At 60.4% G+C, this 13,796-nt stretch carries 12 protein-coding genes; 4 read left to right on the top strand and 8 right to left on the bottom strand.

Going from position 1 to position 13,796, the window contains the following annotated elements; all coding sequences use genetic code 11:
- Positions 1-34: 34 nt before the first annotated feature.
- Positions 35-670, top strand: a complete 636-nt coding sequence (locus tag B4400_RS19150) for a TetR/AcrR family transcriptional regulator (protein WP_078312153.1) — start codon at positions 35-37, stop codon at positions 668-670.
- Here B4400_RS19150 and B4400_RS19145 read toward each other — a convergent pair.
- Together B4400_RS19145 and B4400_RS19140 are read right to left on the bottom strand one after the other, a co-directional pair.
- Positions 667-1,455, bottom strand: coding sequence for an SDR family NAD(P)-dependent oxidoreductase (locus B4400_RS19145; protein WP_078312152.1), 789 nt, complete (start codon positions 1,453-1,455; stop codon positions 667-669). The two genes, B4400_RS19150 and B4400_RS19145, sit on opposite strands and share 4 nt — an antisense overlap.
- A gap of 203 nt (positions 1,456-1,658) precedes the next feature.
- Positions 1,659-1,973 carry a hypothetical protein gene (locus tag B4400_RS19140; RefSeq protein ID WP_078356031.1) on the bottom strand — a complete coding sequence of 105 codons (315 nt, stop codon included), beginning with the start codon at positions 1,971-1,973 and terminating at the stop codon, positions 1,659-1,661.
- Positions 1,974-2,590: 617 nt separating this feature from the next.
- On the opposite strand from B4400_RS19140, the gene B4400_RS19135 reads away from it, so the two are divergent.
- Together B4400_RS19135 and B4400_RS19130 are read left to right on the top strand one after the other, a co-directional pair.
- On the top strand, positions 2,591-3,028 hold the full coding sequence (locus B4400_RS19135; RefSeq protein WP_078312150.1) for an MmpS family transport accessory protein: 438 nt from the start codon (positions 2,591-2,593) through the stop codon (positions 3,026-3,028).
- Positions 3,025-5,862: an MMPL/RND family transporter gene (locus B4400_RS19130; RefSeq protein WP_078312149.1), complete on the top strand. Its 2,838-nt coding sequence runs from the start codon at positions 3,025-3,027 to the stop codon at positions 5,860-5,862. Before B4400_RS19135 ends, B4400_RS19130 begins: the two co-directional genes overlap by 4 nt.
- 758 nt (positions 5,863-6,620) lie before the next feature.
- On the opposite strand, the gene B4400_RS19125 is transcribed toward B4400_RS19130, so the two are convergent.
- Genes B4400_RS19125 through B4400_RS19115 form a run of 3 tightly spaced genes read right to left on the bottom strand, consistent with a single transcriptional unit; the run spans position 6,621 to position 10,068 of the window.
- On the bottom strand, positions 6,621-8,882 hold the full coding sequence (locus B4400_RS19125; protein ID WP_078312148.1) for a heavy metal translocating P-type ATPase: 2,262 nt from the start codon (positions 8,880-8,882) through the stop codon (positions 6,621-6,623).
- Positions 8,882-9,859 (bottom strand): DUF8832 domain-containing protein, encoded by a 978-nt coding sequence (locus B4400_RS19120; RefSeq protein WP_078312147.1) that lies wholly within the window; start codon positions 9,857-9,859, stop codon positions 8,882-8,884. The genes B4400_RS19125 and B4400_RS19120 overlap by 1 nt, the downstream gene beginning before the upstream one ends.
- Positions 9,856-10,068 carry a heavy-metal-associated domain-containing protein gene (locus B4400_RS19115; protein WP_078312146.1) on the bottom strand — a complete coding sequence of 71 codons (213 nt, stop codon included), beginning with the start codon at positions 10,066-10,068 and terminating at the stop codon, positions 9,856-9,858. Before B4400_RS19115 ends, B4400_RS19120 begins: the two co-directional genes overlap by 4 nt.
- Positions 10,069-10,254: 186 nt before the next feature.
- Here B4400_RS19115 and B4400_RS19110 point away from each other — a divergent pair, with 186 nt between their 5' ends.
- Positions 10,255-11,148, top strand: a complete 894-nt coding sequence (locus B4400_RS19110; protein ID WP_078312145.1) for an amidohydrolase family protein — start codon at positions 10,255-10,257, stop codon at positions 11,146-11,148.
- On the opposite strand, the gene B4400_RS19105 is transcribed toward B4400_RS19110, so the two are convergent.
- Genes B4400_RS19105 through B4400_RS19095 form a run of 3 tightly spaced genes read right to left on the bottom strand, consistent with a single transcriptional unit; the run spans position 11,145 to position 13,791 of the window.
- Positions 11,145-12,779, bottom strand: coding sequence for an AMP-binding protein (locus B4400_RS19105; protein WP_078312241.1), 1,635 nt, complete (start codon positions 12,777-12,779; stop codon positions 11,145-11,147). The two genes, B4400_RS19110 and B4400_RS19105, sit on opposite strands and share 4 nt — an antisense overlap.
- A 23-nt stretch (positions 12,780-12,802) precedes the next feature.
- On the bottom strand, positions 12,803-13,108 hold the full coding sequence (locus tag B4400_RS19100; RefSeq protein ID WP_078312144.1) for an acyl carrier protein: 306 nt from the start codon (positions 13,106-13,108) through the stop codon (positions 12,803-12,805).
- The gene (locus B4400_RS19095) at positions 13,105-13,791 is read right to left on the bottom strand and encodes an ABC transporter ATP-binding protein (RefSeq protein ID WP_078312143.1); all 687 of its coding nucleotides are present in this window, start codon (positions 13,789-13,791) and stop codon (positions 13,105-13,107) included. The genes B4400_RS19100 and B4400_RS19095 overlap by 4 nt, the downstream gene beginning before the upstream one ends.
- Positions 13,792-13,796 lie beyond the last annotated feature (5 nt).

Genomic DNA, 13,796 nt, shown 5'->3' with positions numbered 1-13,796 from the left:
TGATACTTTGATACGTCAAGGTAGACTGTTCCGCATGAGCCAGCCTCGAACTCGCCGACGCCCCGACGAGGCGAAGTCGTTGATACTCAAAGCCGCTGAGGAGCTTCTTGTCGAGGCCGGTCCGCACGCCGTCGAGGTACGCGCCGTCGCCACCCGCGTCGGGATGACCGATGCGGGTGTCGCTCACCACTTCAAGAATCGCGACGGTCTGCTCGTCGCACTGCTGCACCACGGCGGTACCCGGATCCGCGACGCGGTCACCAACGCCACCCAAGACTGGGTCAGCCGCGGAGCACAGGTGTCTGAGTTGGTGGATTGCATCGCAGATGTCTACGAAGACGGCTACGGGGAGCTGGCCATCGCCCTTCACGCTGCCGGGTGGCGCGATGACGGTGCCGGGCTACTCAATCCCGTCGTCGATACCCTCCATGCTGCCCGGAGGCCGTCCCATGGTCGCCGACCACCGCGCGATGACACGCGTCTTGCCGTCGCCGCCCTGCATCAGGCGCTTGCCACGGAAGCTGCTTACGGAGCGGCATTTCGCCGCAGCGCCGGCATTCTCGAACCAGACGCGAGACGAGGCCGCCAACAACGACAGTGGTGGGTGCGCACCCTCGTCACCGTTTTGGACATCGACGAAACGCGCTCCACAACGACCACCGGCCGCTAAGGCAGGATCGAATCCACGTACCCGCCGTCGGCACGAACCGCGGCGCCCGTCGTGGCAGAAGCGAACGGGGAGCTGAGGTAGGCGACCAGGTTGGCGATCTCCACCGGCTCGATCAAGCGCTGCAGTAACGACTGTGGCCGATGCTTCTTCATGAATTCACGCTGTGCCTCATCCCAGGGCAGCGACTTGTCGACAAGCTGATAGACGAAGTCCTCCACGCCCGCGGTGTGCGTGGGTCCGGCGATGACCGAGTTGACGGTGACACCAGAGCCGGCCGCATCCTTCGCGAACCCACGCGTCACCCCCAACAACGCAGTCTTGGAGACGCCGTAGTGGATCATCTCCTGCGGGATGACAATCGCAGAGTCACTGGCAATTTGAATGATGCGACCCCATCCCGCCTCGATCATCCCCGGCAAGTACGCCCGGATAAGGCGCACGGCAGACAGCACATTCACCTCGAAGTAGTTCCGCCACTGTTCATCGGTGATCTCACGCGCCGGTACGGCACCAAAGATGCCCAAGTTGTTGACCAGGATGTCCACCTCGGGGAGCTGCTCGCGGAGCAGCTCCACCCCCTCGGCAGTCGAAACGTCCGCGGCGACTCCGATAACAGTGCCGTTCTGAAGCCCAATTTCGGCAATCGCCTCTTCCACGCGGTCCTGCGAGCGCCCATTCACCACGGCCCGCGCACCACTGGCGGCAAGCTGCCGAACGATTTCCAGTCCGATGCCCTGCGTGGACCCAGTGACTAACGCGGTCTTACCAGTCAGGTCGATGTTCACGTGTCTATTGAAGTCTCACCGCACCCGAGTTCATTCCCGACGGGCTGATTGACTTGGGATCATGATCTCGTTCCATCGTCCGCGCATCCGTTGGACTGGCCGCAGTGCCGTACCCAGCTGGCGAGTCAGAAACGTTCACGAACGGCTGTTTCCAGGAACAAACCTCGACGCAATCGAGCCGTTGTTCGCCACCCTCAGATCGCCTACGGATCAACTCTGGCCCGGGGCCGATTGGAGCCCAATGATTTTGGATACACATGCACCGCATACACTTCCCGACGGTTCGTTGAATTCACCTTCGACAGCGTGAACGGGAACCTCATCGACGGCAGGCATGTCTTCGAGGCGGCGCCCCGCCGTGCCGGAGTGCTGGTTCGGCGCACACCCTCGACCTTGAATGCGGTTTCAGTGATTGGATCAAACTCGCCGCGCTCGTGGTCCCGGCGCATGACGCCGTCATCGAACAGCTTCTTGACCACCTCGAACGCTCCATCACCGGGACCGCCACGCGTCCACATCGATGGGGCCTTCAAGTGCTGTTGATTCGTCGGCTCTTTGGCCTGTCGACGACGATGGCGCCCTGACTCACCACCCGGACCCCGCCGCCCGGGTTCGTGTCTGAAGCGATTCACTTCGTCGGAGATCTCTCATGCCCTAGACAGGGACCCCAGATAGGTACCACCGACCGTATGCGATCGCAGGTACCGCGCTCAAAGCTCGTGTGAGTTGCCGCCCACCGGCAAACCTACTCATTCGCCGAACTTCTATGTCCGCGCGTGAGCGAACCCCTCGCCGAAGAGCGTTCTCCGACTCTGGACACCGTACGAGTCCTGGATCATACGCACACACCCCAGCGGACCATCCCATTACTCGGCACGGAAGCGACGTTCCGCGTCAATCATACCCATTGGGGGTATATGAACAGGGCTCATGCCCGCCGCCAGGCAAGCGACATGGCCACTTGTTATATACCCCATACCAGTATAGGGTTCCTATCGGACTGGCCGTCGCCCCTCCGGAATCACGAGATGACGGAGCCTTGGCTAGGCCTCGACCGCCACAGAACTCCGACCCCAACTCGAGGGTCGGAACAGTTCGTCGTTCGATTCTGAGCTAACTGCGAGGGGTAATCACGATGTTGTTCTCGTCTCTCAAACGGACATGGCTTGGCCTCGCCGTCTTGATCGTGTTAGCGGTCGCCGGCGCGTCGGTTTGGCAGGTACGTGGAAGATTCGGCGCAGGCCGCGAGCCCTCCACTGCAGTCCCCGGAATCGGCTCCCAAATCGTCAAATTCAACCCAAAGAACATCACGTACGAAGTCTTCGGAGATGTACGGCAATCGGGAAGTCTCAACTATCTTGACGTGGAGACACTGCCAAACCAGGTGGATATCACCGCATTGCCGTGGTCCCACACGGAAACAACAGTTAAGACGGCAGCAGTTGCGAGCATCATGGTGCAGACTGATGGCAACTATGTCGGGTGCCGCATAAAGGTTAATGGTGTGGCTCGTTCGGAACACACTTCAACCGCCGAACACGCGGCCGTCTCCTGCACGGTGTTGTCCGCATGAGCCACACGCATATGAAGCGTCCGCTGTTCGCAAAAATTGTCCGGAAACTATCAATACCAATAATGGTGTTGTGGGTCTTGATAATGCTCGCACTTAACGGCGCCGTACCGCCGTTAGAAGTAGTTGTAAATCAGCGTGCAGTGCCATTGGTTCCCGATGATGCACCGTCGTCCACAGCGATGATCCGGATTGGTGAGTTATTCAAGGAATCCGACAGCAATAGCGTAGCCATGATCGTGCTGGAGGGCGAGAACCCCCTCGGCGATGAGGCTCACCGTTACTACGACAACGTGCTGAAGCACTTATCGGAAGATAGAGAACATGTGCAATACATCATGGATCTCTGGGGAAACCCCACAACAGCAGCGGGAAACCAGAGTGCGGACGGCAAGGCATCCTATGTTCTCATTCGTCTTGCCGGTAGCACCGGTGCTGCGCTCGGCAACGAATCCATAGACGCCGTTCGAGAGATAGTGAGCGACATCCCCCTTCCCCAAGGGCTGAAGTCATATGTCACGGGGGCTGCACCACTTGCCACGGATTCACTTCGGACCGCCGATGAAAGCCTGAATCGGCTGATGCTCGCCACTCTCGTGATGATTACGGCAATCCTTCTCATTGTGTATCGATCCATCGCTACAGCGCTCACGATCTTGGTCACCGTCATTATCGAGCTAATGTCAAGCCGAGGGATTGCGGCACTTTTCGGGAACCTTGGTGTATCACAGGTTTCAGCATTTACTACTTCAATGCTGGTGTCGCTAGTCATCGGTGCGGGCACGGATTACGGAATATTCCTATTTGGCCGCTATCAAGAAGCACGACAACGCGGCGAAGATAGAGAATCCGCATACTACACAGCATTCAGCGGTGTAGTACCTGTGATACTAGGCTCGGGTCTCGCGATTGCCGGAGCAACATTCTGCTTAAGTTTCACCCGGCTCAACTACTTCCGCACGATGGGGATACCCTCCGCTTTAGGCATGCTCGTTGCTGTGTCAGCGGCGCTGACCCTAGGTCCTGCGCTCTTGACCGTGGGAAGCCGCTTCGGGTGGTTCGATGCCAAGCGGCCAATCAAGACTCGGCGTTGGCGCCGAATTGGGACCAGTGTTGTCAGATGGCCCGTTCCAATCCTGGTTGCCAGTTGCGCTGCTGTCCTTGTTGGCGTGATTACACTGCCAACGCTACGGATTAGTTACAACGAGCGGGAACATCAGCCCTCGAATACTCTCTCAAATTTCGGGTATCAGGCTGCAGATAGACACTTTCCACAGAGTAAACTTTCCCCCGAAATGCTTCTCATAGAGTCGGACCATGATTTGCGGAACTCTACCGACATGCTGGCACTCGATAGGGTAGCGAAGAATGTGTTCCGGGTGCCTGGAGTCGCGATGGTGCAAAGCGTTACCCGCCCATTGGGAACTCCACTGGAAAACACTTCCTTACCCTTCTCGCTCGGGTACATGGGCAGTAAAATCGGGCAAAATATGCGTTTCATAGATGATCGCATGGCCGATATGACGAAAATGTCGGACACCCTCACGAATATGCTCGCTCTTACTCGCCGTATGCAAGCTTTAACTAACGAGCAAGCCGCCGCTGCCGCAATGGGGCACGATACATCGAAGGCGATGCGAGACATCGCCGGGCAGATGCGGGATCAACTGGCAACTGCCGATGACTTCTTTAGACCTCTACGGAACTATTTCTATTGGGAGAAGAACTGCTTCAATATCCCGATCTGCGGGGCCTTGCGGTCTGTTTTTGATCTCATGGACGGTCTAGACAAGATGGTCGACGAGATGGACAACTCGGTGACGAGCTCGGGAGTTCTTGCGTCGGCGTTGCCGAAGATGGCCGATCAGTTCGGCAACATGCTCGACAACACATCCCGTATGCAGACATTGCTACTTACGATGCAGAGTACTTTTCAAGCACTCATGCCGCAATTTTCTGATCTTGCTGGCAACATGCGAGATCTAGGAAGAAGTTTCGATGCGGCGAAGAACGACGACTTCTTCTACCTGCCACCGGAAGCCTTTGATAATCCGGATTTTCAAATTGCCTTGAAGTTCTTCGTCTCTCCAGATGGAAAATCAGCACGGTACATTGTCACCCACCAAGGCGAAGCCATGTCGAAAGAAGGCATAGAGCGCGCCCAGTCGGTCTATGAAACTGCCCGCGAATCCGTAAAGGGCACCACCTTAGCCGGCGCGAATGTATACATTGGCGGGTCTGCAACTAATTTCTGGGATATCAAGGACGGCGCAAAATACGACCTTGTCATTGCCGCAATAGCCGCTCTGGCCCTGATATTTATCATCATGCTGGTGATCATCCGAAGCTTCGCTGCCGCCATTGTCATTCTCGGCACAGTGGTGTTTTCCTTCGCAGGAGCTTTTGGGTTGTCCGTTTTAATTTGGCAACACCTTCTCGGAAAGGATCTGAACTGGCTGGTTCTTCCGATCTCTTTCATTATCTTGGTGGCCGTAGGGTCTGACTACAACCTACTTCTGATTTCCCGGTTGAAAGAAGAGGTTAGTGCAGGATTCAAGACCGGCTTGGTGCGCGCCATGGGGGGCACGGGCGGGGTGGTGACCACCGCGGGAGTGGTGTTCGCCTTCACCATGTTGGCGATGGTAGTCAGCGACCTGCGGACGGTTGGGCAGGTAGGGTCCACGATCTGTATTGGCCTACTGCTCGACACGTTGGTTGTGCGCGCCTTCATGGTGCCGGCTATTGCCCGGCTCCTCGGCCGATGGTTCTGGTGGCCACAGCGCATTGACCGAGTGACGTCGGACGTCCCATCCCGACTTACGACCGTCGAGAGATAACTACCACTGAGCACCGTCCAGACGTCGATCCTCTCACGAAGCGCACCCCAGCGATGTCTGGCCCAGGTGGGTCGATACCGAAGTCTCGCGTGCCGGGGCAAAGCCCTATAAGGCAACATTGGAGCTTCGATCTGCATGACCGCCATGGTGGCATCGGGTCGCCGACCGTCTCCAGCACGCTGCACCCCCGCTCGCGAGTCCGGCTTGCGGGGCTGCAGTCAGGATCGGTGTGCCCGGCGGCACGGCCCACACCGGCAACAGGACATCTCCGTGTAATCAAGGCTCACGGCTCCTCGGACCGGGCAGAGCCCCATCTCATTGTCGGCAGGTAGGCGTCATCGCTCGGCCTGCTCCACAGGCCGAGCGATGACAAGATCCGTGTCACCCCAACCCAACCCCGGCGCCGGCCACGACTGGTTATGGGCGCAGCGGTGGCCTTCTCGTACCGGGGTGCGGACAATGGCGCCATCCGATGACGTGGATCAACGTGCGAGCAGCACAGGCGCGGGACAGAAAGAGGCCAGGAACCCTTTTCGAGTTCCTGGCCTCTTTCCAGTTCAGTGATCTAGGGCTCCCGGCTCCTACTCACTCGCCGCTGACATCCTCCTTAACCGATTCGTCAGCTTTACTGTCAGCGGAACCGCCGCAACAGCACGATGAGCCGGTACTGGATTCGACATCGGGCATTCCCCGCTTGTCATTTTCGGGCATGTTATAGCTACCTTTCCCTCTATTATTTGGAACCATCGATTGCGCCTTCAGGCAGAAATACTCTTGAAGCCACGCAAGCGGAGGCTGTTTCCGACCACGAACACACTGGAGAACGCCATTGCTGCACCGGCAAGCATGGGGTTGAGCATCCCCATGGCAGCAACTGGGATTGCGGCTACGTTGTATGCGAATGCCCAGAATAGATTGGACTTAATAGTGCCAAGCGTTCTGCGCGACAGCCGAATGGCATCGACAGCACTCAGCAAGTCCCCACGTACCAACGTGATGTCAGCAGCTTCAATAGCGACATCAGTGCCCGTGCCCATCGCCAGGCCAAGATCGGCCTGAGCAAGCGCAGGCGCATCGTTGACGCCGTCGCCAACCATGGCCACAACCTTGCCCTCGGCCTGGAGCTGAGCGACAACACTCATTTTGTCCATGGGGAGCACTTCGGCGATTACTTCCTCGATACCGACCTCGGCAGCAATCCGGTGTGCGACTGCAGCGTTATCTCCGGTCAGTAGAACGGGGGTCAAGCCAAGCTTGCGCAACTCGGCAACGGCTTGAAAACTGGTCGGCTTCACGGTGTCAGCGACTACCAGGAGACCTCGGGCCTGCCCATCCCACCCAGCGACGACAACCGTTTTGCCTTGGCGCTCCGCGTCGGCCTTGGCTTTGGCCATCTCGTCGGTCAGATGTTGCGACCAGTCTGCCAACAGCGATTCGCGGCCGACCAGCACAGCACGCCCGTCCACGATCCCCTGCACACCTCTGCCTTCCACGTTAGTGAACTCCGTGGGTGTGGGCAGGTCCCGTATCTCGGCAGCGGCCGCTCGCGCAATCGCCTGCCCAATCGGATGCTCCGAGGCGTTCTCGAGCGCACCCGACAGTCTGAGAACCTCGGCCCGATCGGTGCCCGGCGCGGAGAGCACCTCGACGAGGGCCATCTTCCCGGTCGTCACAGTGCCCGTTTTGTCCAGCACCACGGTGTCGGCTCTACGGGTGGACTCCAGCACCTCGGGCCCCTTGATGAGAACGCCCATCTGTGCCCCTCGTCCAGTGCCGACGAGCAAGGCTGTCGGCGTGGCGAGGCCTAGGGCACACGGGCAGGCGATCACGAGTACAGCAACGGCCGCGGTGAACGCTGCAGACACCGGGAACCCGGCGCCAAGCCACGCGCCAAGGGTAATCGTGGCGATCGTGATGACGATCGGTACGAACACGCCTGAGATACGGTCGGCGAGGCGTTGCACGTTCGCTTTGCCGGTTTGCGCAGCCTCGACCAGTTTGGCCATCTGAGCCAGCTGTGTGTGCGTCCCCACCCGAGTGGCCCGCACTACTACCTGGCCACTGGTGTTGAGAGTGCCCCCCGAGACAAGGTCACCCTCGGCCACTTCGACAGGAACGGACTCGCCGGTCAACATCGACGCGTCCACTGCAGAGACGCCGGACACCACGGCGCCGTCGGTGGCGATCTTTTCACCTGGACGGACAACAAACAGATCACCGACGACTAGCTCGTCGACCAGGACCTTGCTCTCCATTCCGTCTCGCAAGATTGAGACTTCTTTGGCGCCGAGCTCAAGCAAGGCTCGCAACGCCGCACCGGCTTCCCTCTTGGAGCGCTTTTCGAAGTATCGACCTGCCAGGACGAAGGTGGTGACCCCGGCAGCTGCCTCAAGATATATATTTGCTGCGCCGTCAGACGGTTGAATCGTCAGAGAAAACCCATGTGTCATGCCGGGTGTGCCTGCCGTACCCAGAAACATCGCATACAGCGACCACGCGTACGCGCTGATGGTGCCGACCGAAATCAATGTGTCCATCGTCGCTGCGCCATGACGAAGGTTGGCCCACGCCGCCTTATGAAACGGCCAGGCAGCCCATACAACAACTGGCGACGCCAACACGAGCGAAGCCCACTGCCAGTAAGTAAATTGCAGGGCGGGCAGCATCGCCAGGGCGATGACCGGGACCGACAGCACGATGGCACCAAGCAACCGGTTCCGCAAAGACAGTAGCTCTGAGACTGCCCCGTTGGGTTCACGATCTGGGTCTGTGCGATGACGAGCAGAAAGCGCCAGCGATGCGGTGTAGCCAGTCTTTTCTATCTCAGCGACCAATAATTCAGGGGCATATCCTTCCGGCGCAGAAATTGTCGCCTTCTCGGTGGCGTAGTTAACCGTGGCATCTACGCCGTCCAGTTTGTTCAGCTTGCGCTCGATCCTGTTTGCGCAGGACGCGCAGGTCATCCCTCCGATGTCTAACTCGATACCGTGAGTCTTCGCCGGATGTAGTGACATCGTCATCAATGACCGCCGGTGTGATCGGGGCGATGCACATCACTGGGTTTCGAGTTCTCGTTGCGCTGCGCGGCGTCAACAATGAACCTGGCGGTGTGGACACTCCCATCAACCTGGAAGTCCAGGTACAGCAGATATTGGCCAGCCGTAGGTGCCATAGCCGCGAATGAAATTGTGGGGCCTCCGTGCTGGTTCGCAGCAGGTTCTGCGCCCTCGGGATGCACATGCAGGAAGGCCAAATCCCCGCCACGCAAGGCGACGAGATGTCCGAAGGCCCCCAGGTACGGCTGCAACGTGGTCACCGGCTGTCCGGCCCGAGTGACGGTAATCGTCAGATCCTCCGTGGTACCGGCAACCAGGTCGCCGTCGAGTTCAACGGTGAATCCCGCGACATGGTCGATTGCCCGTGGATCGTTGGACCGGACTGGAACGAAATTTCCGGCCACCTCCACTGTGCGCCCCAGTGTCATCTGGGTCGCATCTGGTCGATCGGCGGGGCGGAAGTCGACAAATATGCGGTAGCTACCCGCCGCATCCCACCTCCACGGCACGGTCCAGATCCCCGTAGCAGTGTCCAGACTTGGATGCACGTGCTGAAAACTCTCACCATCCGAGCGAACGACGATCAGATGCAGCTGCTTTTGGTGAGCGGCGGCAAAATCCACCACCGGGACGCCGCCCGCCCCCAGGATCTTCAGCCGTAGGTCGCCCTCTTTGCCTGCGGTTGCGGGAGCTTCCACCAGCGAGAGCGCGTACCCATCACGGCTCAAAGACAGCCCTTGCAAATCAGCGGCTGAACCGTGTTGCGCCATCTCCGTCATGTCCTTGTGTTCTGTCATTTTGTTTCCTTCTGTCGTATGCGGGCTAGTGCCCCAGCTCGTGACCACGCTGTCGGGCACAACGGCCGCAGCGGCGGCATATGCGCTGCCGAACCCCACCGCCAGAACAGCGGTGAAAACGGCCAATCGTCCTGTCGCGTTCACGCGACGCGGACCGCCGAATATCCGGCGTCGGCTACTGCAGCCAGGACTTTCGCGCCATCGACCTCATCGGACCCGCCAACGAGGAGCTTGCCGGTCGTCGCGCTGACCTGAACACTCTCGACGCCCTCGACCCCACCAACCTCTTCGCGAATCGACATCTCGCAATGTCCGCATGTCATCCCCGTGACCTGATACTCGATTGAGCGCATTGCCATCCTTCCTATCGATACCCTCACCGGGTATCCGTTCCAATCGCGACTATACCCCCATAGGGTATCCAGCCCCAGCGGGGTGCCCGGGTTTACGAACCGCCCATCGCGGAGCGGCGGGCAGGCTGTCGCACGCTTGAGCCAGCGCCCGCAACCCGTCAGAAGCGGATTGATATAGATAGGTCTATGCCCGCGTCAGACTTCGACCCCGCGCCCGTCAGACAGCTCTGGCAGGAGCTGGACATCCCAGGGATCGTGGATGTGCACACCCACTTCATGCCCAAATCCGTCATGGACAAGGTGTGGGCCTACTTCGACTCGGCCGGGCCGCTCATCGGGCGACCCTGGCCGATCACCTACCGCGCCGAGGAGTCCCAGCGCGTACAGACACTGCGTGACTTCGGAGTGCTCCGCTTCACCTCATTGATCTATGCGCACAAACCGCAGATGGCTGCGTGGCTGAATCAGTGGGCGACCCAGTTCGCGGCTCAAATCCCCGACTGCATCCAGACCGCCACCTTCTTTCCTGAGGCCGATGCGCTCGACTATGTGCGCGAGGCGATCGAGGCTGGGGCCCGCATCTTCAAGGTCCACATTCAGGTGGGCGCGTTCTCCCCCATTGATCCGTTACTCCTCCCGGTGTGGGGCCTTCTTCAGGACACCGGAGTTCCGGTGGTGATCCATTGCGGCTCGGGCCCGGCGCCGGGCGAATTCACCGGGCCCGAGCCAATCCGGGCGCTACTGAGGCAGTTCCCGCGACTACGCCTGATCATCGCGCACATGGGCATGCCCGAGTACTCCGACTTCCTCGACATCTCTGCGCGGTACGACGAGGTACGCCTCGACACCACCATGGCCTTCACCACGTTCTCCAACGAGAAAGCGCCGTTTCCGGAATCCGAGTACCCACGGCTTCTGGATCTAGGACACAAGATCTTCTTCGGGAGCGACTTCCCGAACATCCCCTACGGATATGCCGAGGCCATCACCGCGCTGCGGAACCTGCCTGGTGTCGACGACGGCTGGATGCGCGATGTCCTCTACCGCAATGGCACAAAGCTATTCGATGTCGACGGCTAGGTGAACGCGCCGGCCCGGTACGCCTCACGCACCGTGAGCCGCTGACGTTTTCCGCTGGTGGTCCGGGGAATTGTTCGCGCCTGCACCAGCACCACCTCGTCGAGAGAGAACCCGAAGGCGGCGCGTACACCGCTGGCGATGCGCGCGCGAAGTTCCTCGTACTGCTCGGCCGCCACCCGGGTTCCGACGACCGCGATCACCGACTCGCGGGCGCGCCGTTCGTCACGCAGGGAGAAGACGACAGAAACACCACCGGCACCGGACATGCCGTCGATCTCCCGCTCGATGTCGTAGGGCGGGAAATTGCGACCGCGCACGATGAGCATCTCCTTGTGACGGCCCACCACGAACAGTTCACCATCGGAGAGGAAACCCCGGTCGCCGGTGTCATGCCATCCGCCCGCAGGCGTGGCTACCCCGCCGTCTGTGGTCAAGTAGCCCGACATCACCGACGGCCCGCTCACCTGGATATCGCCCACCGCACCGTCGGGCGATAGCTCGCCGTCGGGGGCGACGATCCGAAGTTCCAAGCCGTCAACCACCTGTCCGCAGGACACGACAGGCTGGTCGTCGTCAGGGCTGCGACCGACCCGCACCCTGCCGAAGGACGATGCATCAGGCGCACAGGGTTGCAGCGCAACAGTTGTCGCGAGCACCGTTTCAGCCATGCCGTAGCACGGCACCAACACATCTGTGCGCAAGCCCAGCGGCGCAAGCTGCTCGGTGACCTCCCGCAGCACCGAGAATGGAAGTGGCTCGGCGCCGACGTAAGCGTGGCGCAACGAGGACAAGTCCACGCCCGCCGGTGCACCGCCGCGCGAGATCGCCTCCGATACCGCCCGATACGCGAAGGGCGGGCCCGCTGTGTGGGTCGACCCATGCTGAGACATGTGCCGCAGCCAAGACATCGGATCCCGCAGAAATCCCATTGGGGCCAGCACTCCGACCCGCAGACCGTAGAGCAGTGCCGCCAGCACCTGAATGAACCCCATGTCGTGGTAGAACGGCAGCCAGCTGAACACCCGATCCCGTCCCCGCAACGCCCTTGTGCCATAAGCAATTGCGCTGGCATTGTGCACCACATTGCCATGCGTCAACAGCACCGCTTTAGGAGCCGACGTGGACCCCGAGGTCAGCTGGATATGGTGGATATCGTCGGGGCGGGGCCGCGAACACCGCTGCAAGTCAATCAGATCGGCATCCACCAGCTCGCCATACGTCACGACTACCGGGTGCACGACCGCCACCGCCACTCGCGGCTGTGCGATGACCATGACCGGATTCAGCACCGCGAGCGCCGCACCCAGGTGCGCCACACCCGCGGATTCCGGCCGCGACGGAGTCGCCGGGGGCGCGATCGCGCACGGTACCGCGCCCAGCAGCAGCACTGCCAGCAGCGTCGTCAGGTACTCCTCGTCGCTCGCCGCGATCATTGCCACCCGATCGCCACGATGAAGGCCGCGTGCGGCCAGCGCGGCGGCACGAATCCGCGTGGTCCGAACCAGGTTTACCGCCGGAAGGGTGTACAGATGGTTACGCGAGTCGTAGAAGTCGATCTGCTCCAGCTCCGAGTGCAGCAGCATGGCGTAGTCGACCGCGCCGGATGCCATGGCCGGAGCGTTCGCCTTCACATGCTGACGAATCGCGAGATGACTCATGTCTGTTCGCGACGTTTCGCCTTATCGCTAAGACGCTGACGAATGAACACTCCGATATCGCCCACCACCGTAAACGCGAATGCTTCCTCTTCCGGAATGAAGACCGTGAACCTGTCCTCCAGCTCGTTCATCAACGCCATCAGCACCACGGAGTCAACGGGCAGAGCGAGCAGCGGGGAATCGGCGTCAACTGCATCGAGGTCGACATGTGTGAGATCTTCCGGGGAAAGCAGCCGGGTCAAGGCATCTCGAAGCGCGCCGATGATTTCCGTATCATCGGGTAGTACAACGGTTTCGATCATTGTTCCTCTTTCTCCAGCAGCACGCCGTCCTCAAGATGCAGCACGCGATCCGCGATTCCTGTGAGACGCAGATCGTGCGTCACGATCACCACCGCTGCCCCCTGAGTCCTCGCGGCATCCGCGAGTTGCTCGGCCACCTTCTTGCCGGTGGCCGAATCCAGGTTCGCGGTCGGCTCGTCGGCGAGTACCAGACCGGGGCGCGCAACCAGAGCCCTGGCCGCCGCCACACGTTGTTTCTCGCCTCCCGAAAGCGCCGGCGGCCGGTGATCAGTGCGATGGGCCAACCCGAGCTCTCCGAGCAATTCCCGGGCGCGTGACATGGCCGCATCCTTACCTACCCCGGCATAGCGCAGCGGCAGCGCCACATTCTCCGCACTCGTCAGTGCATTGAGCAGGTTGTACTCCTGGAATAGGAAACCCAAGCGTTTCAATCGGATTCGCGCTCGTTCCCGCTCGCCGAGTTCACCAACGTCCTGGCCGTCAATCCGGACACGCCCGGATTCCGGGGTCAGCAACATCCCCATGACGAGAAGCGCGGTGGTCTTACCCCCGCCCGAGGGGCCGACAACGAGCACCACCTCGTGGGGTCTGACCGTCAGGTCCAGGCCCCGCAGAGCCCGCACCGCCGCGTCGCCGCTGCCGTACTGGTGCTCCACATTCTCGAGTTGCAACACAGGATTCATCGAAC

This window comes from Mycobacterium sp. D16Q13 (assembly GCF_002013375.1).
GTDB lineage: Bacteria > Actinomycetota > Actinomycetes > Mycobacteriales > Mycobacteriaceae > Mycobacterium.
The sequence above is the reverse complement of the archived record's forward strand: the minus strand, read 5'-3'. Positions and strand labels throughout refer to the sequence as shown.